Raw genomic sequence first — 21,767 nt, 5'->3', positions numbered from 1 at the left:
CACAATGGCCTGTTCCCGCATGCGGTCTTTCTCCTTCGTGCCAGCAATCCGGTGTGGTCAGACATCACCGCTGCCGAAGCCGGCCGTACTCATCCGCACGGATAGGGCCGATCGCCGATCATCAACGGCTGAGAAACGCGTGGGCTGCGTCGTGGCCCGCTGAGCCGATACCTGTCGGCACCCGGCCCGCTATCGTCGGCGCAGAAAGGGGCTGCACGTCGCGCACTCACGCCGTTCGGTGGACTTTCTGGCACCCCAGGCCGAGCAATTTCTCGACCCGGATGGAGCCACCGACAATCGCTGGCAGTCGACCTGGGAGGCGCCATGCCACGGGGAGTCGGAGGACGGGCGGGGAGATTCCTGCTGGTGGCGGTTGCACTGGTCGCCGGGTTCGGCTGGCTGGGATGGACCTTGCGAGACAGCGAGGTGACGGCAGGGGCGCCGACCGGGATGCCCAGGAGCGCTGGTGGCGAGCCGAGCGCCAGCCCCCTCGGCAGCCCGCGCGCGGCCTCGCTGTCCGAGCAGCTGACCTCCGGCAAGGAGGCGGACCTGCGGGCTGCCCTCGTGGTGCCATCCGGTCAAGCCCTGGAACCCGCCGCGACCGGGCAGCTGGCGTCGCTGGGCTCGATCGACTTCGACCTCGCCACGTTCACGTACCTCGACGGCCACTCGGCAGAGGTCCGGGGCACGGTGGCCACCCCGCCGGCCGGCACGAGCCCCCGCTGGACCTTCACGCTGCTGCACCTCGCAGGTGACTGGAAGCTGGTCGATGGGAGGCCGGACGCATGAGGTCCTGCAGCGCACTGACCGCCCTGCTGCTGGTCGCGGCTTCGCTGATCGTCCCGCCAACCGCTGCCCGGGCCGATGGATGTGACGGGAACTCCACCGAGCCGACCGCCCACCAGTCCGCCGACCGACGGCCGGTCGTTTTCGTCCACGGCTGGACCGTCGGTGGCGAAGCCATGCAGGAGACCGGGGAGGAGCTGCGGAAGCGGACCGGGGGGCGGATCCAGCCCTTCTACTTCGACTATGGCCGCCACAGCACGACGTGGGCAGCCGACGACACCGTAGCCGGCTGCCTGGCGACCTACATCGCCAAGGTCTCCACTGCCTACAGCGACATCAGCGGCGGTGACGGCAAGATCATTCTGGTCGCGCATTCCATGGGCGGGTTGGCGTCGCTCTACGCCGCCCGGAGCAAAGAGGTGGGGGAACGCATCGGCGGACTGATCACCTTCGGCACGCCTTATCTCGGCAGCCCGTTCGGTAACACCGGCGTGGCGTCGGCATGGCAGAAAGTGCGGCAGGAGCTGGGCGACAAGGCCGTTCCGCCGGTGGGATCGAACGCCCAGACCTGTCTGTCGCCGCACAAGAACGGCGCCGACATGGCGGCTGGCTGCGTCGGCGGGCTACCGCCCTACCTGCCTGCGGCGGCGGGCGTGACGGCCATCGCCGGCGACATCACCGTCAAGCGGAGTTTCGGCCCTTTCCATCTCTACGACATCCCACTCGACAGCGATGGCATCGTGCCCGTCGACAGCCAGCACGGTTACCTGCACATCGCTCAGAAGGACCAGTGGCCGAAGGGACAGCAGGTCCGCCTCGAGAGTGACAGCTGCACGATCACCAACGACTCGATGATGCGGACGGTCAAGGCGGCCGGTCGGGGAGGCTCCGCCGGGATCATCAGTGCGCTCCTCAGTGCCAACGCAGAACTGCAGGTGGACGGAAACGCTCTGGACGGGCTGCTGGAAGACCGGTTCACCCCGGGACTGGTCGTCTACCTGGGTGTCGCTGTGTGGACCGCCGGCTGCAGTCATCTCCATGTCACCGGGCACGGCCCCGCCTTGGATCATGCGACCGACTCGTTGCACGACTATCTGCACCAACTCGAGCCGGGTACGGCGGTCCGCAACCTCGCGCCGGTCACCTCAGCCGGCGAGGTGGCCTCCGGCTGGAGAGTGGTGGACGGGGGCGGGGACGGGGTGGACTGCAGCTTCAACACCGCCAGCCCCGCGGCCAGAAGCGGGAACATCTACTACTGCAGCCCTGACGCAGAGATGGCCGACGCCTGCTGGGTGGAAGCCGGGCAGGACTCGGTGCTGTGTCTCAGCGATCCGACGAGCCGCCAGGTCGTACGGAAATGGATGGAGGGGGCGATCGGCGCGGCCCTGCCCACCGGCCCGGCCGAATACAGCGGTATCCGGCTACCGATTCGACTGGACCTCGACAACGGCGCACAGTGCCGACTACGCACCGGCGGTAGCTGGGGCATCCAGGAAAGCAACCCGAGCCTCGTGGGCTTCTACCGCTGTGGCAACGGCGAGATGGTGTGGGCCGGCCGGGCAAGCACCGGCATCGACCAGTCCGGGAAGACGTGGACGGTCCGTGCCGGAAAGGAACGTGGCGGGCTCACGAAGCGCAGGGTCCGAACCGCCTACTACGTGGCTACCGCCTAGCCCGCCTTCCCCAGGTGATCGACACCGGGTTTTACGCTGCGCGCCATGAGCGTCATCGATCTGGGACTCGTCGCGGACGAGCGGGACAGTCCGGCCGCGTACGACGGGCCGCGACTGCGCTTGGGCGTACTCCGGCGGGTGCTGGCGGTGGCGGCCGCCGTGTTGTGCGTGCTGAGCCTGACGGGTTCGGCGCGACCTGAGTCGCACGGACCGCGAGAGCTCTGGAGTGTTGCCTTCCCGGGCGACGGGGCCACCTTCACCGTGGGGTCCGGCATGGTCTACGTGCAGGGCGGCCCGGACCACACGCTCACCGCGTACGGCGCCCGCGACGGAGCGGTGCGCTGGACGAGCGGCAAGCTGGGGGAGGAGGCCCTGATCGCGGTGGATTCCGGGGTGGTGCTGGCGCGCGCCGCGGTGCAGACGCCCGCGGAGAGCGACGACCAGGGCTTCCCTGAGATGTCCGGCGAGAGCGTCGCCCTCGACGCGCTCACCGGTCGCGAGCTCTGGCGGCGTCCCGGAGAGGGCTACGCCGCCGGTGGCGGGCGGGCTCTGTTCCTCGACTGGAACGCCGACCGCAGCGGGATCCGGACCCTGCACGCCGTCCGGCTGCACGACGGCCTGCCGCTCTGGTCGCAACCGGGCGGCGGCGCGACGACCTGGGTGCGCGGCGGCACGCCGAGCTCCGTCACGGACCGCCTGGCCACCATCGGCAGCGATGGCCGGGTGCGGATCCGGGACCTGGCCGGCGGGCGGGTCTTCGCGACCGCGGTGGTGCCCTGGGTGGGCCGGGACGAGGAGGGCGACTCCTCCAACAACGTCCATATTGACGGTCATACGCTGTATGTCGAGAATGTGAAGCAGGGAGAGGGCACGATCACGGCGTACGACACCTCGACGATGCGCCGCAAATGGCGCATCGCGGAGCGGTCCTACGGCGGCGCGATCTATCCGTGCGGTGCGGTTGTCTGCATCGACCAGGCGGAGGGCGTGTCCGGCTTCGACCGGGACACCGGGACGAGACGGTGGCGTGTCTCCGGCGCGCCCAGTGGCATCCCCTTGCGCGACGGCGGCGTCCTGGTCGTCAGGGACGAGGCCGGCTCGCAGCATTCCGTGATCGACACCGCCACCGGGCGGCGCCTGAGCGACATCGGCTCCGGAACGCTGGTGGGTGACTCGTCCGCCCCCCAGGAGGCGCTGTACGTGCTGGCTCCCGTGTTCCAGCCGCGCGGTCGGATGGCCGTCACCAAGATCGACGACACCGGCCGCGCGGTGCTGCGCGGGGCGATCGGACCCGTCGATCAGACCACCTGTCAGAACGGCGGCGAGCTGCTCTACTGCGTGAGCCCCGGCGGACGCCTCGCGGTCACGGAAGTCGGCTGATCGAGCGGCATCAGCGCCGCGAGCTCGCCCGCACGGCGCTCGGCGCCCGCTCAGGGCCGTCGGCCGGGTGAGGTTTCCGCCAGTTCGGTGAGCACCTCGCGGATCATCCGGCGGCATCCCTCGGCCATGCGCGGGAAGCTGTGCCGGTAGTAGTCGAGGCCGGTCAGCGACGGCGCCAGCGCCCAGCCGCAGGCGCGCCGCCACGTGGCCTCGTCGCAGCCGACCGCCTCCCGGTAGGCCTGCCGGGCCGCGCCGGTGAAGGTCCAGAGGGCGGCCGCCAGGTCCGGAGCGGGATCGCCGACGCCCAGCGCGCCGAAGTCGATGACCGCGGCCAGCCGGCCGCCGTCGACCACGATGTTGCCCGGCTGGAGATCGCCGTGGATCCACACGGGATCCCGGTCCCAGGCGGGAGCGGCCAGGCACGCATCCCAGGCCGCCTCGGCGGCGGCCACGTCGAAGCCGTCGTCGCACCCGGCGAGCCGGGACAGCGCCCGGCGGACGCCCTCGTCCGCGTGGCGCAGGGCGGACCCGCGCGTGCCCGGCGGCTTGACCGGCCCCCCGGTCGGATCCACCGCATGCAGGGCGCGGACGAAGGCCGCCAGATCGCGGGCCGGCGGGATGTCCGCGCAGCCCCGCCGGGGGAGCGTGGCTCCGTCGATCCACGGCACCACGGTCCATCGCCACGGGAATCCCGCGCCGGGCTCGCCCAGGTGCAGCGGGACCGGAATCCGCGCCGGCAGCCGGGGCGCCAGCACGGGCAGCCACCGCGCGTCGGACTCGGCCTGGTCGACCGCCCAGCCGATCTTCGGCATCCGGGCGACGAGCGTGCCGCCGATCCGGAAGAGGACGTGGTCGGTGCCCTCCACCTCGTCGGGCAGCGGCGTCACGGGCAGGCCGGCCCACTGTGGGCACTGGGCCGCGACCAGCCGGCGCACCTGCCCGGCGGTAGCCCGCACCTCGTCGTCATGCATCGGCACGACCGGCACGCTAGGCGAGACGCCGACGGCGCCGCCACCGAATTCGTTGTGTGCCGGCAGATCTTGTGTTCAAGATGGCGGAGTGCCGAAGACGCTCAGCTATGCCGATGCCGTGCGGATCCTCGGCCAGGGGCCGGAGCTGGACGTGGTGCGCCGCATCGACGACGCCACCGGCGGCATTCTGCTCGGCGCGACCGTGACCACGCCGGCCGTCCTCGGCTGGTTCGACGCGCTGGCCAGGTTCGCCGACCTGTCGCACCAGGTCGCCACGGCGGTCGGCAGGCGGCTCACCGGCGCGCACCGCCTGGACCGCACCGACCGGATCGCCGCGGCCCACACCATCGTCGTGATCGCCGCCTACTTCGAGGCGCTGGCCGGGACCCGTCTGCCGTTCGAGCTGTCCAAGCTGCGGCTCACCAGCGAGGATCAGTGGCGGCTGGCGGGCACCCGGCCGCAGGCCGAGCGGGTGGCGCAGGCCGCGCTCCACGCCACCGTCGGTCTGCCCGAGCCGCACGGGTTCCGTGAGGAGTATCTGAAGAGCCTGCGCGGCACCTACTACCGTGACCTCTCCCGGGCGGTGATCGCGTTCCTTCGCGGGCTGTCCGTGTGGGACGAGCTCAGCACCGGTGAAGCCGACCGGGCGGAGCGCGCCCTCGCGGAGGTGCCGGCGGGTGCCGTCGCCCGCTACGAGCGGTTGCTGCTCGACCTTCAGGCGGACTGCCCGGAGGTCGCCCTCTGGGTACGTGACCGCGACCACCGGGCCGTGCTTTCTGCCCTGCACGACCTGGGCGGCCTGATGCGGCAGGTCGCCGTGACGGTCACCGCGGCTCACCTGCCTCACCTGCTGGGCCGTGCCTACGGGGCGCTGCTCGATCGCCCGGTGGCCGATTCCGGTGACCTGCCGGCCGGGCTGGAGGTGCCGAGCCTGCGCCAGGCGTACGTGCCGGCGCTGTTCCGCATCCTCGAGGCGTCGGTCGACAACCCGGCCGGCGACGAGCGGACCTGGACCGACCGGCCGGTCCGGTCCGACCTGCACCCGTTCCTGACCGGCTTCCTGACCTCCCCGCGCGCGCGGCAGGCCCCGCTGCTGGTGCTCGGCCAGCCGGGCGCCGGGAAGTCGGTCCTGACCAGGGTGCTCGCCGCGGAGTTGTCCGAGGGCGGCTTCCTGCCGATCCGGGTGCCGCTGCGCGATGTGGACACCTCACTCGACCTGCAACGCCAGATCGAGCAGGCGGTCGGGTCGTCCACCACCGAGCCCGTCAGCTGGCCGCGGGTGGCGGAGGCCGCGGGAGGCCGCCTGCCGGTGGTGCTGCTGGACGGCTTCGACGAGCTGCTCCAGGCCACCGCGACCAGCCAGACCGACTACCTGCACCGGGTCGCCGACTTTCAGCAGCGGGAGCGGGACCTGGGCCGGGCGGTGGCGTTCGTGGTCACGACCCGCACCAGCGTCGCGGATCGCGCGGCGCCGCCGCCGGAGACCCTTGCCCTGCGCCTGGAACCGTTCGACACCGAACGGATCACCCGCTGGCTGGACGTCTGGCACGGGGTCAACGCCGGCCTGCTCGGCTCCCGGGGTCTGCGCCCGCTCCCGGCCGAGGTGGCGCTGCGCTTCCCCGAACTGGCCGGCCAGCCGTTGCTGCTGCTGCTGCTCGCCCTCTACGACGCCGACGAGAACGCGTTGCAGCATACCGGGACGCTCTCGGAGGTGGAGCTCTACGAGCGGCTGCTCACCAGCTTCGCGCGCCGGGAGGTGCGCAAGGCGGCGCCGCACCTCGCCGAGGAGCAGTGCGCCCGGGAAGTCGAGCTGGAGCTGCGCCGCCTGTCCGTGGTGGCGTTCGCCATGCTGAACCGCTCGGCCCAGTGGGTGGGCGAGCGCGATCTCGAGGCCGACCTCACGGCGATCTTCGGCCGGCCGCCGGAGGGTACGGTCGGCGACGGGATCGGTCCCGCCACGCTGCTGCTCGGCCGGTTCTTCTTCGTCCACCGCGCCCAGGCCGTCCGGGGCCGGGCCACCCTGCAGACGTACGAGTTCCTGCACGCCACCTTCGGCGAGTATCTCGTCGCCCGCTTCACGTGGCAGTTGCTCGGCGAGGCGGTGGCCCGCGCGTCCGTCACCGTCTCCGCGGGCTGGAGCGCCGACGACGGCCTGCTCTCCCGGCTGCTGTCGTTCGCGCCCCTGGCGGGTCGTGCCCCGATCATCCGGTTCTGCCGGGAGATGGCCGAGCGTCTTCCCGTGGCCGGCCGGGAGGCGTGGGCGACGGTCACGACGACCCTGTACCGCCGTAGCCAGGACGTGACCTGGGCGGTGCAGGCCGGCGACTACCGGCCGGCGACGCTGCCGATGCCCGCCCGGTACGCCGTCTACACGGCCAATCTCGTCCTGCTCGCGGTTCTCGTCTCCGGTGATCTCCGTTTCGGCGCACTGGCCGAGCTGGACGGTCACGATGCCGGCCACCGGTGGCACGACCAGGCGTTGCTCTGGCATTCCCAGCTCAGCAGCGCGGGCTGGCATGCGATGGTCGAGCACGTCGCCGCCACGCCGTGCCGGGACGACTCCGGTGCCCGCGACGTCCGGCTGCGCCTCGTGGACGGCTCGGCTCCGGTTCCCGTGCCGGATCCCGTGTGGCTGTACGACCGTCCGGAGGACCAGCGGAGCGAGTTCGCCTTCGCCGACGTGATGGCGGCGAGGGACTATCGCCGCCTGATCCAGTTCTCGCTGTGCGCCGCCGACAGCACCCTGTTGCACGCGCTGACCCCCGTGCTGGAGTCGGCGCTGAATCCCAGCGTGCGGACATATTGCCGCGGGGTCTCCGACGAGTGCCCGTCGGCCGCCGAGGCGCTGCTGCGCGTCTGGCTGCTTCCGGCGCTCGACGCCGACCCGGACACTGTGCACCGGGCCTACCTGGCCTGCGCCCAGATCGCCGCGTACCGCTTCCCGCCGTGGGACGAGCGGGCGCAGCAGGAGTACGCCCGTCAGCTCATCCGGGCCCTGGAGTCGGACACGGTTCCCGTGGAGACCGCCGCCGAGGTGATCACGACCCTGGTGCAATCCGACGCACTGGATATCCGGCTGCTCGTCCCGTCGATCCTTCGCGCGGCCGGTAGGGCCCTTCCGCGCGGGACGGGCGAGCCTGGCGCCGCCCTCCGCCTGGCGGAGACCTGCCTCTGGTTGCAGGAGGCATATGGCAGATTCGCCATCGGACCGGGGGACGAGCCGAATCTTCATGCGGTCCTCGTGGCGCTGCGGCCGGCACATCCCAGACCGGCGGCCGTGCCCAGACCCGACGACCCTGCGCCGGAAGAGAGCGACGGGGTGAGCATCGCTGGCGTCCACCGACGGCTGGCAGGCCTGCTGCCGCAGTTGGAGGAGGCGTACCGTCACGCCGAGATCCTGGAGGCCGCCCTCGCCGCAGTCTCCGCCGAGCTCCGTGACGTCGCCGGCGAGTCCGACTTCCTGGCCGCGGCCGTGGACGCGGTCAGCTCGGCACGGGTGCTGCCGGATCGGGTGGCGGCGGTGCTGGCCTATGTCGCCCACCGGGTCGAGCGCTGGGGCGCGGCGCAGAACCCTCTTCCACCCGAAGGCTGCTGACCCGGGCGGGCACGACGGAGGGGACCGTGCTGCCCGCGAGCGCGGTGACGAACTCGGCCGGACATTCCGCGCGGGACCACAGGCCTCGTTGCCGGTCCGCCCCGGTGCCGCCGCGCAGCTGACGGGAGACCCAGGCGCGGACCTCGTCGAGGTCTCCGGCGGCGGCCAGCGCGGGTGTGACCTTGGACAGCAGCCGGGCGACCAGGCCCGCCGACTCCTGGGCCGTCCGCGGGGACGTCATCCGGGTGCCCCGCTGGGCGGCCATGAGCAGGGCGGCGTCGACCGAGAACCCGGGCGCGGGGTGCTGCGGGCGGCGCCGGCGCTCGTCCTCGATCGCCGTGGCGACCAGGGCGCGCACCAGGCCCGCGTACCCGACCGCGTCGTCGGCGGCCAGGCAGGTGTCGGCGACGCGGACCTCCACCGTCGGGTAGCGCGCGGAGGGCCGGGCCAGGAAGTACACGCTCGCCTCGTCCATCGCCGCGCGGCAGGTCACCAGGGAGTGCACGACCTCGTCGTACCGCCGGGCGCTCGGCCAGAATTCCGGCGGGCGGAACGTCGGCCAGCGGCGTTGCGCCACGTAGCGGTAGCTGGCCCAGCCGGTGTCCGCGCCGGCGGCGTAGGGCGAGTTCACGGTGAGGGCCAGCAGCGCCGGCAGCCAGGGGCGCAGGCGGACGGTCGCGGCAACGGCAAGATCGCGGTCGGGTACCCCGACATGGACGTGACAGGCGCAGGTGCCGCCCGCCGCGGTGGCCGAGGGGAACTGGCGGGCCAGCGCCCGGTAGCGGGCGTGGTCGCTCAGCGCGTCGAGCGGACCGGCCCGGAACGGCGGTGTCCCGCTCGCGACCAGCCACACCCCGGCCTGCCGGGCGCCGGTGGCCGCCCGCCGCCGGAGCTCCACCAGGTCGCTGCGCAGCTCGTCCAGCCGCCGGCACACGCGGCTCATCGTCTCCAGCTGGTAGCTCATGTACTCGGGGGTGACCCGGCCGTCGAAGCCGGCGTGCCGCGCCACCTTGGATGCCGCGGACGCCACGGCACCGGTCCCGTCCAGCAGCAGGAACTCCTCCTCCACCCCCAGGGTCAGCATCGCTCCGCCTTTCGCACCCGGCGAGGATGCTTGACAGTCTCGTGCGATGTGCGTGACCGCACCTCCTCCTTCGGGGATGAGATGCGCGCCGCCCTCGGTGTGACAGCGTTGCTCCGTGGCGGAAAGGCGTGATTCGCTGGATGGCGCCACGCTCTCGAGGACGGCGTCGTTCTCTGCCGAGGCGTATGACGACCAGCCCAGGAGCACCCTGAAGCATGATGCCCCATCGAGTCCATTCGATGGCTTTCGATCACTGCCGAAGGGCGGGACGGCGTGGAACTCGACGACGTGACCGGACGGGTGGCCGGTTCGCCGACGCAGGGACGGCCGGGCCGGCGGCCGCGCCGGTGTCCCGGGGCGCCGGCGCTCGCCACCGATGACGGGGCCAAGGTGACCCGGCCGCAGATGTTCCGGCCGCACGTTTCCCGCCCGCGGCTGATCCGCACGCTCGACGCGGCGCTGCACGTTCCCGTGACGCTCGTCTGCGCCGGCGCCGGCTGGGGAAAGACCGTGCTGGTCTCGACCTGGCTGGAGGACCGGCCGTTCCCCGTGGCCTGGCTCACCGCGGATCGCACCGACAACGACGTGCCGTCGTTCTGGTCCGGCGTGGCAGCGGCCCTGCGGACGGCGGGGGTGGTGCCGCACGGTGGCCCGTCGGCGGAGCCGCCCGGGGTTCCCGCGGGCGCCGGGGACCGGATGGCGACCCCGACCGACGGCATCATGCGGTTGCCGACGCCGACGGTCATGGTGATCGACAACCTCGAGGAGATCGATGACGGCGAGGTTCTTCGCGAGCTCGGCAGGCTGATCGACCGGCCGTGGCCGAACCTGCGTCTCGTCCTGATCAGCCGCGCGGAGCCCGCGCTGCCGTTGTACCGGCTGCGTCTCGCGGGCGGCCTGCGGGAGATCCGCGGCGTCGATCTCGCCTGTACCGCCGAGGAGGCGGCGCTGGTGCTGGCCCGTCCCGGTCTCCACCTCAGCGGCACCGACGTGGCGGCGCTGGTCGAGCGTACCGGGGGATGGCCGGCCGGCCTGCAGATGGCCGCGGACTTCCTGACCGCACCCGGCGGGCCACGCCGGATCGCCGACTTCGCCGGCGACGTGCGCCTGGTCGCCGAGTACCTGACCAACGAGGTCCTCGCCGCGCAACCGCCGCGGACACTGCGCTTCCTGCTGTACACGAGCATCTGTGAGCAGGTCTGCGGCGATCTGGCCGACGCGATCACCCTGGACGGCGACGGCCGGCGGATCCTCGAGGAGCTCGAGCTGGTCAGCGACTTCGTCGTCCGGCTCGGTGCCCGGCCGCAGTGGTTCCGCTTCCACCGGCTCCTGCGCGACATGCTGCGGCATCGTCTGGCTCTGGAGTGTGCGCCCTGCGTGCCGGAGTTGCACGGGCGGGCGGCACGCTGGCACCTCGCCCACGGCTCGATCCTCGACGCGCTCGCGCACGCGTCCGCCGGCGGCGACTGGTCCTTCGTCGGCCGCGTGGTGGTCGCGCAGGCCGTCCCGATGATCCTGTCTGCCGACCGGGCGACGCTCCTGCGGGTGCTCCGGGGTATTCCCGCCGGGGAGCTGACGACGACCGCGGAGTTGATGGTGTGCGGTGCCCTGCTGCTGTTCGACGCGGGGGACTGGGATGCGATCCCGGAACGCCTGGTGGCGGCGCGCGGGCTGGTGCAGGGCCGGCCCGCGGGGGACCGGACGCCGGTCGAGACCGCGATCCGCGCGCTGGAGCTGGGCGTACACCGGGCGGTCGGCGACATGCCGGCGGTCGTCGCCGAGACGACGCGGCTGCTCGCCGCCCTGGGCGGGTCCGGGATGGCCGAGATACCGGCCGCCGTGCAATACCGGGCGATCGCGCTGACCACCAAGGGTGTCGGGCTGTTCTGGCAGGGACGGACGGATCTCGCGGAACGGTTCCTGTGGAGCGCCTCGACCGCCGCGCGAGCCGCCGGCGCCCCGCTCGTGGAGATCAACGCGACGGGCCACCGGGCCCTGCTGGAGATCATGTACGGATCGGTCCAGGAAGCCGGCCGCCTCGCCGCGTCCGCCCGCGACCTGGCGGACCGGGGCGGCTGGACCTCCACCTGGCAGACCGCGGCCGCGCATCTGGCCATGACGCTGGTGCACGTGGCACGCCGGGAGCTGGCGCCGGCACAGCGGGCCCTCCATCAGGGACGCCGGGCGCTGGGCCAGGAGCGGGAGGTCGCGCAGCAGCTGGCCTGGCTGGCCTGTCAGGCCGAGCTGGCGTCGGCGCGGGGCGAGTTCAGTGTGGCCCGGGCCGTGCTCGCGCAGGCGCACCGGCAGCGGGACCCGCGGATCCGGGCGCCCGCTCTGGACCGGTGGCTCCTGCTGATCGAGTCGCGGGTGGACCTGCGGACGGGCGCGATCGAGGCGGTCGAGCAGCGGTACGCGGCCGATGCCGCACCGACGTTCGCCGAGCGGGTGTGTCACGCCCGGGCGGCGTTCGCGGTGGGTGACCTCTCCCGCGCGGAAGCGTTGCTGGCCGGGGCGTCCGTCTCGCTCACCGAGACGGTGACCACCGTCGAGGCGCACCTGCTGACCGCCCTGATCGCCGACGCCCGGCGGCAGGGCCTCCGCGCCGCCTCGGCGCTCGCCGGCGCCCTCGCGCTGGCCGAGCACGAGGGCCTGATCACACCGTTCGTCGCCATGGCCGGCGGTCGCCTGGAGCGGCTCGTCCGGCGGCAGAGTCTGCTGACCCACCGCAGCACGGCGTTCGTCGCGGACGTCCTGAAGGCGATGACGGCGGCCGACGCCGGCGGGACCGTCGCCATCCGGGCCGGAGAGCTCAGCGGGCGGGAGCGGGAGGTGCTGAGCTTCCTTCCGACGATGTTGACGGCCGGCGACATCGCCGCCGAGCTGGGCGTGTCGACCAACACCGTCAAGGCGCACCTGAGGTCGATCTACCGCAAGCTGAACGTGGCCCGGCGCCGGGAGGCGGTGACCTACGCCCGGGAGCACGGGCTGATCTGAGCTACCGGCCGGTCAGTGCAGCAGCGTCTTCAGCACGATCATGGCCACGCCGAACAGGCCCGCCACCACGGTGCAGACGAGCTGTTCCCGCGCGGACAGCCGGCCCTGCCGGCCGATCCGCCAGCCCGCCAGGCAGAGCAGCGCGGTGCTGCACACCAGCGCCGCCACCACCGCCGTGCGCAGCTCCCGCCGGGTCAGCCACACCGCGACCAGGACGCCGAGCGGAAGCAGCGAAGCGGTGATCATCTCCCATCCGGTGGTGAGCTGCGTGCGGATGGTGTCCCAGCGGGGGCGATGGCCCTGGTGGATGCGCTCGGCCAGGATCCGGGCGTAGCGCTCGGCGGCCCAGTAGACCGACAGGGTGACGACCACCGTGGCCACGGTGGCCGCGGCCGTCGGCGCATGCGAGGCGGCCATGACGGCGGAGCTCACGATGATCCCGTAGAGTCCCGCCGCCGTGGCCTCCTGCACATCGTGCGCCGGCCTCGCCACGGTGCCCACTCAGCCCGCGCTCGGCGCCGTGCGGCCCGGCCGGGCGGTCAGCGCCACCCCGGCGCCCGGCCCGGGCCGGGCCGACCGGGCGAGCACCGTGACGCCCACCTCGTATGCCGCCAGCGCCAGCGCGACCACGAGCAGGGAGAGCCAGGACGATATCAGCAGCGCGAGTACGGCGGCCGTGACGACGCCGCCGACGCGCAGCGCGTCCCGATGGGCGGCGGCCCAGCCGGGGCCCTGCGCGACCAGGATCCGGGTGAGGGCGCCGATCCCCCGGCCGGTGGCACGCAGCCCGGTGGCGGCCCGGGCGCGCAGCCACCTCGGCCACCGTCCCGGACCGATCAGGTACATCCCCAGGGCCAGCACGGCGCCCAGCACGATGAGCTGCACCCCCCGGTCGCGCAGCGGCCCGAAGACACTCGTGAAGGTCGCGGCGACGCCGTCGCGATAGACCCCTGCCGGGACCCTCTCGAGCAGCTCGGCGCGGACGACGCGCAGCGCCGCGGTCACCGCCACGGCGGCGACGATCAGCCAGAGGCCCAGTTGCAGCAGCGTACGCCGGCGCTGTGGTGAGATCAGGAGCGCGAGGGCGAGCAGGACGACGGTGCCGATCACGCCGAGCAGCAGATCACGCTTGGCCGTCGCCACCGCCTGCTGGGCGGCCCACAACTGCCCGGAGTCGTAGACGGTGAACTGCGCGAAGTTCGCCGGCAGCGTCACCCCCAGCACCTCCTGCACCTTCACCCGCAGGTTCGCGGGGATCTCACCGCTGCTGAGATCCGGCAGGGAAAGCTGCTTGCCGAACAGCGTCGGCATCTGGGCGCTCAGCTGCCGGAGCACCTGGTTGATCAGGGGCAGCAGGTCGATCTCGATCCGGTCCGGCCGGCCGGTCACGACCGTGCTGGTCCCCTCGACGACGGCGAGGGCGCGCTGGTGCGCCCGGCGGTTCAGCTCGGCCCAGATACCGGCGAAGCGCTCGCTCTGCAGGACGTCGTCCACGGTCGAGCGTACGGCGCCACGAAGCTGTTGGGTGACCGGCGCCGCGAGAAACGCCGCCTGCTCGGGCAGCACCGCACGGATCCGCTGCTCCACGTCGACGGCCTCGAACACCTCGGTCGTGGTGTACTCCGCCACGGCCGCCGCGATCTGCGGGTCCCGGGGGAGTGGCGCCACCGTCGCGACCCAGCGGTCGGTGTCGAGGACGGTGGTGGCCGCCCAGATCCCCACCACGCTCGCCGCCAGTGCGAACGCCGTGAGGACGACGAGGAGGGCGGCCGTGACGCGGCGCAGCGCGACGACCGCGGCGGCCCGCCGCTGCCGGGTGTCGAGCCGGGCGTGCAGCGTGGAGACCTCGGCGCGCAGCCGCGCGAGCTCGTCCGTACCGGCGGGGGCAGGCCCCGGTGGGGCGGCCATGTCCGTCATCTCCGGCCGGCCCGCAGCGCCTTGGCCTCGCCGCCGTGGACGATCAGGGCGTAGATCGCCGACACGTCGAAGCACACCGCCAGGATGGTCCAGGTCGGGTACGCGGTCGCGAACCCCAGGTTCACCAGCGCGTTGATCGAGGCCACCACCACGCCGACGACCCGGGCCCACCGGTAGCCCAGCACCACGCCCGCGCCGGCGAACAGCAGCGTGCCGCCCAGGATCAGCAACGCCCATCCCCAGACGGCGTAGTCGGCGTCGACGACCAGCGACGACGTCGGTGCTCGGTAGAAACCGTCGTCGAAGATCGCGACGAGTCCCTGGACGGCGTTGATCAGCCCGGCGGCGCAGAGGATGATGCCGATGAACACGACCCAGCCGAGCCAGGCGGTGGTCACCTCCGGTTCTTTCGCCCGAAGTCGCTCACTGTGCGTCATGGCTCCTCCGCTTCTGTCAGTACCGCCGCGGCGCGGGTGCCGCGCGTACCGCCGTACGCGCGGAGCCCGCGACCAGCGAGCCGATCGCGACGCCGAGGAAGAAGTTGAGGCCCGCGGTGAACATCCGGGAGCCCAGGTCGTTCTCGGTGACGAAGGGCGCCAGCATCGCCACCACCGTCGCCAGCGTCATGACCCAGCCGAAGAACAACATCGGCCGCGGCGTGAACAGCAGCAGCAGGTGCATGAGGCCGGTCGCCACCAGGCTGAGCATCGCGGCGCCGAAGGCGTACCAGAAAGTGCTGGCGTCGCCCCAGACGCCGGCGCCCTTGGGGGCGAGGACCTCGACCCCGAACAGGCCGCGACCGACCAGGATCCCGACGATCGCGATGAGTGCCGCCACGACGGCGGTCGCGCCACCGCCGGCCCACAGCCGGCCGGCGTTGAGCATGGCGCGTGGCTGGGGGCTCGCGGACTGGTACATCGCCGTCATGGTGTCCTCCTCGCCCGCGGCGGCGCGGACGGCCGCCCGTGGGTCGACGGTCCCGGGCGGGCACCGGACGTGCCTCATCCGGCGGGGATGAGGGTGGGCGGCGGGCTTGCGGCCACCATGGGATCGGCAGGTCCCCGGGCGGGACGCCGCGGGGCACACCGACATCGGGAGCCGGCGATGACAACCTTCACCGTGTGGAAGTTCGACGACGCGGACGGCGCGGACCGCGCCGAGCACATCCTCCGGAACGCCGAGGCGGACGGCCTGGTCAAGGTGGAGGACTATGCGATCGTCCGGTGGCCGTCGGACGCGGACCACCCCACGACCGCCCACGGGCGCCAGGGCATGTGGCAGGGCGCGGGCTGGGGTGCGGTGTTCGGCCTGCTCATCGGCACCCTGTTTTTCGTACCGCTGGTCGGTGGCCTGGCGGGGGCCGCGCTCGGCGCGCTGGGCAGCGTGATCGAGGACGCGGGGATCACCAGGGAGCAGCTGGAGAAGATCCGCTCCGAGGTGACCGCCGGGACGTCGGCGCTGTTCGCCGTCACGGAGCACGGCGACCTCGACCGCCTGGGGGAGCGGTTCCGGGGCATGCGGAGCACCCTGATCGCCACCAACCTCACCGACGCCGAGCGCGACGTCCTGCTCGAGACGTTCGGCGGTCAGAACGGCGTGGGGATGCGCCGCACGGACACGTCCGGCTCGCGGTAGCCGCCGGCCTTCTGGCCCTTCGGCAGCGACACGTCCTTGCGCGGTAGCGGCTGGTAGGGGACACGGCTGAGCAGATGGCTGATGATGTTGAGGCGGCCGCGCTTCTTGTCGTCGGTGTCCGCCACGAACCACGGTGCCCAGGCGGTGTCCGTGGCACGGAACATGGCGTCGCGCGCCCGGGAGTAGTCGTACCACCGGGCGTACGACCGCAGGTCGAGATCGGACAGCTTCCACACCTTGCGGGGATCGTTGATGCGGCTCTCGAGGCGCCGCGTCTGCTCCTCCCGGCTGACTTCCAGCCAGTACTTGAGCAGGATGACCCCGGAGTCCACGATGGCACGTTCCACGCCCGGAACGGCCTGCAGGAAGTCGTGGGTCTGCTGCTCGGTGCAGAAGTCCATGACCCGCTCCACGCCCGCCCGGTTGTACCAGCTGCGATCGAAGATCACCACGTCGCCGGCGCCCGGCAGGTGCGGCACGTACCGCTGCAGGTACAGCTGGGACCGCTCCCGCTCGGTCGGCGCCGGAAGCGCGACGACGCGGAAGACGCGGGGGCTGACCCGTTCCGTGATCGCCTTGATCGTGCCGCCCTTGCCCGCGGTGTCGCGACCCTCGAAGAGGATGCAGATCTTGGCGCCGGAGGCCTTCACCCACTCCTGCATGGCGACCAGCTCGCCGTGCAGGATGCGCAGTTCCCGCTGGTACGGCTTGTTCTTCAGCCGTTCCTGCTTGGTCATGAGCTCCTCCTCGTCGTGGCCGAGCGGGCCCGCGCCGGCGTGACCGCGCGCCCGGCGTCGAGGCTCACCCCCGGTGCGCGGCCGCGGCGGATCGCCTTCGCGACCTCGACGGTCAGCGGCAGCGCCAGGGCGAGCAGGAAGCAGGCCAGCCACTGCCGCCCGGTGAGGGCCTGGGTCAGCAGGCTCTGCTGCAGGAAGTCGACGCGCGTCGCCAGGAGGACCAGGCCGGCCGGGATCAGTGCGATCGCCGCGGCCTCGAGCACCGGGGGCAGCAGCCCGCTGGCGGGATCGCGGCGGTTGACCAGGGCGTTGCCGACGGTACCCAGCCCCATGACCACGAACGTCATGGTCATGGCGGTGCTCGGTGCGTCGGGCCGGGGCCGGTCCGGGCCGGCGACCAGGGGCACGAGCGCCGCGAGGAAGAGCACGGCCGCGTAGAGCAGCCAGAACAGCACGGCGGTGCGATGGGTGATCGGGACCGCCGGGTCCCGCGGCGGCCGGTGCATGACCTCGGGGTCCCCCGGGTCGACGGCGATGATGACGACGCCGACCGCGGTGGCGCAGAAGAACAGGTAGAGCACCATCGACGGGGTCAGTGCCACACCCTGGTTGACGTTGAAGGCGGTGGCCGCCACGAACAACATGACGAGCGCCAGGAGCTGGGTCATCTGGTAGCGCACGTACGCGACGATCTTCTCGTAGACGCGGCGGCCGATCTCGACGGCGCGGACCAGGGTGCCGAAGTTGTCGTCGGTGAGGATCATCCGCGCGGCCTGCTTCGTGACCTCGCTGCCGCTGCCCATCGCCACGCCGATGTCGGCCTGCTTCAGCGCCGCGGCGTCGTTGACCGCGTCCCCGGTCATGGCGACGATCATGCCCTGCTCCTGCATCGCCCGGGCGAGGCGCAGCTTGTCCTCGGGCGAGACCCGGCCGAAGACGTGCAGCTCCGGCAGCCGCCGGGCCAGCTCGTCGTCGGACAGCTCGCGCAGCTCCCGGCCGCTGATCGCGCCCGGCCCCAGGCCGAGCGTCGCGCCGATGGCCTGGGCCGTGACGGCGTGGTCGCCGGTGATCATCCGGACGTCGATGCCGGCCGCCAGCGCGGTGCGGACGGCGTCCCCGGCCTCCGCGCGCAGCGGGTCGATCATCCCCGCCATGGCGACGAAACCGAGGTTCCGGACCAGCGACATCGGGTCCTTGGTCAGCGCCGGGACCTCGTCGGGCCCGATGAGGCGGGCCGCGAAGGCGAGCACCCGCAGCCCCTGCTCGCCCATGCGCCGGTTCGCGGCCGCGATGTCGGCGCGGGCCCGCTCGATCGGCACCGCGGAGCCGTCCAGCGGTCCGCCGGCCGTGGCGCAGCGGGCGAGCACCACGTCCGGGGCGCCCTTGACCAGGGCGACGACCCGCTCGGTGCCGCCGACCGGGTAGCGGTGGAAGGTCGCCATGAACTTGTAGTCCGAGTCGAACGGCACCTCGGCCAGCCGCGGGTAGCGCCGCCGCGTCTCCGCGGCATCCACGCCGAGCTTGGCGGCCAGCACCACCAGCGCGGCCTCGGTCGGGTCACCCACCACGCTCCCGTCGTCGCCGACGGCCGCGTCGCTGTCCAGGACGAGCCCCAGGGCCAGCCGGGTGAAGTCGGGCACCGGCGCACCCGCCGCCGAGGTGACGGTTCCGGACTTGCGGTAGCCCTCGCCCCCGACGGTGAACCAGGCGTCGTGCGCGTAGATGACCGAGACCATCATCTCGTTCATCGTCAGCGTGCCGGTCTTGTCCGTGTTGATGGCGCTGGTGGCGCCGAGCGTCTCCACGTCGGTGAGGTTCTTGACGATGGCCTTCGCCTCCGCGAGGCTCTTGGCGCCGTACGAGAGCAGGCCCGCCACGAAGGCCGGCAGGCCGGTGGGGATCGCCGAGATGGCCATGGCGGTGCCCAGCATCAGGAGGCTGTCGAACGGCATGCCGCGCCACCAGCCGACGACCACGATGAACGCGACGGCGCTCCAGGCGACGACGCCGAGGATCCTGGTCAACGTGTCGAGCTCGCGCTGCAGCGGCGACCGGGTCCGGTGCACGGTGCGCAGCATGGTCGCGATCCGGCCCATCTCGGTCCGCATGCCGGTCGCCGTGACGACCATGGTCGCCGTACCGCGGGTCACCGAGGTGCCCTGGAACAGCATGCTCGACCGGTCGCCGAGCGCGACGTCCTCGCTCGCCAGGGTACGGGCGTCCTTGGCGACGGGTGCGCTCTCGCCGGTGAGCGCGGCCTCCTGCGTCTCCAGCGTCGCGGAACGCACGATGCGCCCGTCGGCGGGAACCAGGTCGCCGGCCTCCAGGCGGACGATGTCGCCGGGAACGACCTCGACGGCCGGCACCAGCGTGAGCCCGCCGTCGCGGACCACCCCGGCCTCCGGCACCTGCATCCGCGAGAGCGCGTCCACGCTGGCCCGGGCCTTGAGCTCCTGCCGGGCACCGAGCACCACGTTGAGCAGCAGCAGCAGGCCCACGATGATCGAGGTGGAGAGCTCGCCGATCAGCACGCCGGCGGCGACGACGGCCACCAGCATGACGTTCATCGGGTCCCGCAGCTGGCGCAGCGCGATCGCCCACGCCGAGGGCGGCTTCTCGGCGGCGATGCGGTTGGGCCCGTGCCGGCGCAACCGTTCCGCCGCCTCGTCGCGGCTGAGGCCACGGCCGGCGTCGCTCTCCAGCGCCGCGACCGTGGCGTCCACCGGCCGGGCGAACCATGGCGGGTGTCCGCCCAGGTCGGTGCCCGCGTGGTCCATCGTGCTGGTGCCGTCGCTCATGCGTGCCCCCTGGAGATGCCGGCCGGCGGCCGCCCGGCGGCCGGGCTCCCACCCTCGTGGCCGTGCGGGGGCGGGTCCCTCACCCGGCGGGGATGGTTTCCGTGCGGGCCGCCCGGAGCCCGGCGATCGCGCCGAGCACCTGGACGATGCCCACGAAGACCAGGACCGTCGCCCCGACGGCGACGAACGTGGCGAGGCCGAGCTTCGGCCACACCAGGACGGCGATCGCGCCGAGGATCATCAGCAGGCCGCTGCCGATCCGCCAGCCCGAGGCATGCCCGGCCGGGGTGCCGATGGCCGTGAAGAGCTCCACCAGGCCGTCCAGCAGCCAGCCGATCGCGACCACGACCAGCAGCAGGACCACCGAGCCCGCGATGTTGCGCAGACACAGGATTCCGACGATCCCGGTGAGGACGCCGAAGACGATGCCGACGACGCGGTAGACGAGCGGGTAGTCCGGGACGAAGAACAGCAGCCCGGCGCGGACGAAGCCGGTCACCACCAGGTTCAGCCCGAAGAGGAAGCCGACGACCTGGACGGTGGCGGAGGGCCACGCGAAGGCGGCGACGCCCACGGCGATGGCGAAGACGCCGAGCAGCAGTCTCAGGGTTTCGCGACGCATTGATCTTCCTCCCTCGAGGGGTTTCCCGCGGAGATCAGCGGGCCGATCCAGCGCGTCGCCGGATCGATGTCCACCAGCAGGCCCTTGGCGAGCAGGCTCAGCGGGATGGCCAGCAGGGCGCCGAGGGGACCCATCACCCAGCTCCAGAACACCAGCGACAGGAAGGACATGGTGGCCGAGAGGCCGACGGCGGCGCCGACGATCTTCGGCTGGATCACCGACTGGATCAGGAAATTGATCACGCAGTACAGCACGATCACGCTGACCATCAGCTGCGGACCGCCCTCCAGCAGGGCCAGCAGCGCCGGCGGCACCAGGCCCACCACGAAGCCGATGTTGGGGATGTAGTTGGTGATGAAGGAGAGCAACCCCCAGAGCAGCGGCAGCGGGATGTCCAGCGCCCAGAGGGCCAGGGTGTCGATCACGGCGACGATCAGTCCGAAGACCGTCGACACCATCAGGTAGCGGCGGGTGCCCTGCGCGAAGGAGCGCAGCGCGCCGACGACCTCCGGCCGCTCGGCGGCGGCGACCCGCAGCCGGGCCGGGAACCGGACGGCGTCGAGGCAGAGGAACAGCAGTACGGCGACCAGGAAGACGCCGTTGGACAGCACCCCGAGCACACCACCGAGCGCGGCCTGCACGAGGTCGGCGACACCGCTCGGATCGATCATCCCCGCCACGTTGCGCAGCTGTGCCGCGTCGACGCCCATCGCGCCGAGCGCGCCGGTCACGTCGGCACGCAGGTCGGCCAGCTGGCTCTGGTAGGCGGGCATGAGGTCGAGCAGCCGGGCGACCGCGAGCACCACGGCGCCGCCCAGCCCGAGCAGCACCAGGTACACCGTCGCGACGAGCGCCGCACCGGCCACCCAGGCCGGCGCGCCGAGCCCGCGCAACCAGCCGGTCAGCGGGCTCGCCGTGACGGTGAGCATCAGGGCCAGGGCGACCGGGGCGAGCAGGTCGGAGACCGACCGCAGGCCGGCCACCGTGACCACGACGCACGCCAGGCCGAGCAGCACGACCACCCCGCGCGGCATGACCGGAGCGCTGGTCTGCGCGGTGCCGGCCAGGGGACGGGGTGGCGCCGTAGTGCGCTTCACGACGGACACTCAGCGGGATCGGACCTCGCGGCCGTGCACCGCCAGGGCGTAGATGATCAGGACGTCCATCGCGATGACGATCGTGCACCAGACCGGGTACGCCGGCAGGAACGCGATGTTGGCCAGGGCGCTCAGGACGGCGATCGTGATGCCCAGCACGCGCGCCCACATCTGGCCGAGCAGGATGCCGATCCCGACGGCGATGGCGATGAGGCCGAGGAACAGGTGGGTCCAGCCCCACGCGGTGTAGTCGACGGTGAGCACGAGGCCTTCCTCGGCGACCAGATAGTAGCCGTCCTTGAAGAGCGCGACGAACCCCTCGATGGCCTGGAAGCTGCCCATCATCAACAGCATGATGGCGCCGAAGAAGACGAAGCCCACCCAGGCGGTGGCTTCCCGGCCGCTCGGCACGGCGTACGGTTCGTCGGGGGTGTAGCTGGGTCTCTGCTGCTGGGTGTCCGACATGGTGCTGTCACCT

Annotated in this window: 17 protein-coding genes; 6 read left to right on the top strand and 11 right to left on the bottom strand. The window is 72.5% G+C overall.

Annotated elements, in window-relative coordinates; all coding sequences use genetic code 11:
* Positions 1-366: 366 nt before the first annotated feature.
* Genes IEY99_RS08325 through IEY99_RS08315 form a run of 3 tightly spaced genes read left to right on the top strand, consistent with a single transcriptional unit; the run spans position 367 to position 3,839 of the window.
* Entirely contained in the window at positions 367-789 is a 423-nt protein-coding gene (locus IEY99_RS08325; protein WP_189201089.1) for a hypothetical protein, read from the top strand.
* Complete coding sequence (locus IEY99_RS08320) at positions 786-2,459, top strand: alpha/beta fold hydrolase (protein WP_189201087.1); 1,674 nt, start codon at positions 786-788, stop codon at positions 2,457-2,459. The genes IEY99_RS08325 and IEY99_RS08320 overlap by 4 nt, the downstream gene beginning before the upstream one ends.
* 45 nt (positions 2,460-2,504) lie before the next feature.
* Entirely contained in the window at positions 2,505-3,839 is a 1,335-nt protein-coding gene (locus tag IEY99_RS08315) for an outer membrane protein assembly factor BamB family protein (protein WP_189201085.1), read from the top strand.
* Positions 3,840-3,889: 50 nt separating this feature from the next.
* Here IEY99_RS08315 and IEY99_RS08310 read toward each other — a convergent pair whose 3' ends face one another.
* Positions 3,890-4,810 carry an aminoglycoside phosphotransferase family protein gene (locus IEY99_RS08310; RefSeq protein WP_189202123.1) on the bottom strand — a complete coding sequence of 307 codons (921 nt, stop codon included), beginning with the start codon at positions 4,808-4,810 and terminating at the stop codon, positions 3,890-3,892.
* Positions 4,811-4,898: 88 nt separating this feature from the next.
* On the opposite strand from IEY99_RS08310, the gene IEY99_RS08305 reads away from it, so the two are divergent.
* Entirely contained in the window at positions 4,899-8,405 is a 3,507-nt protein-coding gene (locus IEY99_RS08305) for an NACHT domain-containing protein (protein WP_189201083.1), read from the top strand.
* On the opposite strand, the gene IEY99_RS08300 is transcribed toward IEY99_RS08305, so the two are convergent.
* The gene (locus IEY99_RS08300) at positions 8,293-9,489 is read right to left on the bottom strand and encodes a carboxylate-amine ligase (protein ID WP_189201081.1); all 1,197 of its coding nucleotides are present in this window, start codon (positions 9,487-9,489) and stop codon (positions 8,293-8,295) included. The genes IEY99_RS08305 and IEY99_RS08300 overlap by 113 nt on opposite strands.
* Before the next feature lie 273 nt (positions 9,490-9,762).
* Between IEY99_RS08300 and IEY99_RS08295 the strand changes: the two genes are divergently transcribed.
* Complete coding sequence (locus tag IEY99_RS08295; protein ID WP_189201079.1) at positions 9,763-12,483, top strand: winged helix-turn-helix domain-containing protein; 2,721 nt, start codon at positions 9,763-9,765, stop codon at positions 12,481-12,483.
* A 12-nt stretch (positions 12,484-12,495) separates the two neighbouring features.
* On the opposite strand, the gene IEY99_RS08290 is transcribed toward IEY99_RS08295, so the two are convergent.
* The 4 genes from IEY99_RS08290 to IEY99_RS08275 all read right to left on the bottom strand — a co-directional run bounded on the left by IEY99_RS08290 (position 12,496) and on the right by IEY99_RS08275 (position 15,327).
* Complete coding sequence (locus IEY99_RS08290) at positions 12,496-12,915, bottom strand: hypothetical protein (protein WP_229798342.1); 420 nt, start codon at positions 12,913-12,915, stop codon at positions 12,496-12,498.
* A gap of 69 nt (positions 12,916-12,984) precedes the next feature.
* Positions 12,985-14,391, bottom strand: a complete 1,407-nt coding sequence (locus tag IEY99_RS08285; RefSeq protein ID WP_189201075.1) for a hypothetical protein — start codon at positions 14,389-14,391, stop codon at positions 12,985-12,987.
* 5 nt (positions 14,392-14,396) lie between these two features.
* The gene (locus IEY99_RS08280; protein ID WP_189201073.1) at positions 14,397-14,798 is read right to left on the bottom strand and encodes a DUF7144 family membrane protein; all 402 of its coding nucleotides are present in this window, start codon (positions 14,796-14,798) and stop codon (positions 14,397-14,399) included.
* Between the two features lie 55 nt (positions 14,799-14,853).
* The gene (locus IEY99_RS08275) at positions 14,854-15,327 is read right to left on the bottom strand and encodes a DUF6069 family protein (protein WP_229798340.1); all 474 of its coding nucleotides are present in this window, start codon (positions 15,325-15,327) and stop codon (positions 14,854-14,856) included.
* A gap of 177 nt (positions 15,328-15,504) precedes the next feature.
* Between IEY99_RS08275 and IEY99_RS08270 the strand changes: the two genes are divergently transcribed.
* The gene (locus IEY99_RS08270; protein ID WP_189201071.1) at positions 15,505-16,035 is read left to right on the top strand and encodes a DUF1269 domain-containing protein; all 531 of its coding nucleotides are present in this window, start codon (positions 15,505-15,507) and stop codon (positions 16,033-16,035) included.
* Here the strand turns inward: IEY99_RS08270 and ppk2 are convergent.
* From ppk2 to IEY99_RS08245, 5 genes are all read right to left on the bottom strand, one after another.
* A complete protein-coding gene (ppk2, locus tag IEY99_RS08265; protein ID WP_189201069.1) occupies positions 15,987-16,772 on the bottom strand; it encodes a polyphosphate kinase 2 in 786 nt (261 codons plus the stop codon). The two genes, IEY99_RS08270 and ppk2, sit on opposite strands and share 49 nt — an antisense overlap.
* A complete protein-coding gene (locus IEY99_RS08260) occupies positions 16,769-19,570 on the bottom strand; it encodes a cation-translocating P-type ATPase (protein ID WP_229798338.1) in 2,802 nt (933 codons plus the stop codon). The genes ppk2 and IEY99_RS08260 overlap by 4 nt, the downstream gene beginning before the upstream one ends.
* A gap of 79 nt (positions 19,571-19,649) precedes the next feature.
* Entirely contained in the window at positions 19,650-20,192 is a 543-nt protein-coding gene (locus tag IEY99_RS08255) for an HdeD family acid-resistance protein (RefSeq protein WP_189201067.1), read from the bottom strand.
* Positions 20,174-21,289: an AI-2E family transporter gene (locus IEY99_RS08250; RefSeq protein WP_229798336.1), complete on the bottom strand. Its 1,116-nt coding sequence runs from the start codon at positions 21,287-21,289 to the stop codon at positions 20,174-20,176. The genes IEY99_RS08255 and IEY99_RS08250 overlap by 19 nt, the downstream gene beginning before the upstream one ends.
* A gap of 9 nt (positions 21,290-21,298) precedes the next feature.
* Complete coding sequence (locus IEY99_RS08245) at positions 21,299-21,754, bottom strand: DUF7144 family membrane protein (protein ID WP_189201065.1); 456 nt, start codon at positions 21,752-21,754, stop codon at positions 21,299-21,301.
* Positions 21,755-21,767 lie beyond the last annotated feature (13 nt).

Origin of the sequence: Couchioplanes azureus (assembly GCF_014648355.1) — a bacterium.
Taxonomy (GTDB): Bacteria; Actinomycetota; Actinomycetes; order Mycobacteriales; family Micromonosporaceae; genus Actinoplanes; species Actinoplanes azureus.
The sequence above is the reverse complement of the archived record's forward strand: the minus strand, read 5'-3'. Positions and strand labels throughout refer to the sequence as shown.

Coding starts and splice junctions, on each gene's coding strand:
- ppk2 (WP_189201069.1), bottom strand. CDS start 16,772: ATGACCAAGCAGGAACGGCTGAAGAACAAGCCGTACCAGCGGGAACTG.
- IEY99_RS08315 (WP_189201085.1), top strand. CDS start 2,505: ATGAGCGTCATCGATCTGGGACTCGTCGCGGACGAGCGGGACAGTCCG.
- IEY99_RS08285 (WP_189201075.1), bottom strand. CDS start 14,391: ATGGCCGCCCCACCGGGGCCTGCCCCCGCCGGTACGGACGAGCTCGCG.
- IEY99_RS08270 (WP_189201071.1), top strand. CDS start 15,505: ATGACAACCTTCACCGTGTGGAAGTTCGACGACGCGGACGGCGCGGAC.
- IEY99_RS08310 (WP_189202123.1), bottom strand. CDS start 4,810: ATGCATGACGACGAGGTGCGGGCTACCGCCGGGCAGGTGCGCCGGCTG.
- IEY99_RS08300 (WP_189201081.1), bottom strand. CDS start 9,489: ATGCTGACCCTGGGGGTGGAGGAGGAGTTCCTGCTGCTGGACGGGACC.
- IEY99_RS08320 (WP_189201087.1), top strand. CDS start 786: ATGAGGTCCTGCAGCGCACTGACCGCCCTGCTGCTGGTCGCGGCTTCG.
- IEY99_RS08255 (WP_189201067.1), bottom strand. CDS start 20,192: ATGCGTCGCGAAACCCTGAGACTGCTGCTCGGCGTCTTCGCCATCGCC.
- IEY99_RS08245 (WP_189201065.1), bottom strand. CDS start 21,754: ATGTCGGACACCCAGCAGCAGAGACCCAGCTACACCCCCGACGAACCG.
- IEY99_RS08260 (WP_229798338.1), bottom strand. CDS start 19,570: ATGAGCGACGGCACCAGCACGATGGACCACGCGGGCACCGACCTGGGC.
- IEY99_RS08275 (WP_229798340.1), bottom strand. CDS start 15,327: ATGACGGCGATGTACCAGTCCGCGAGCCCCCAGCCACGCGCCATGCTC.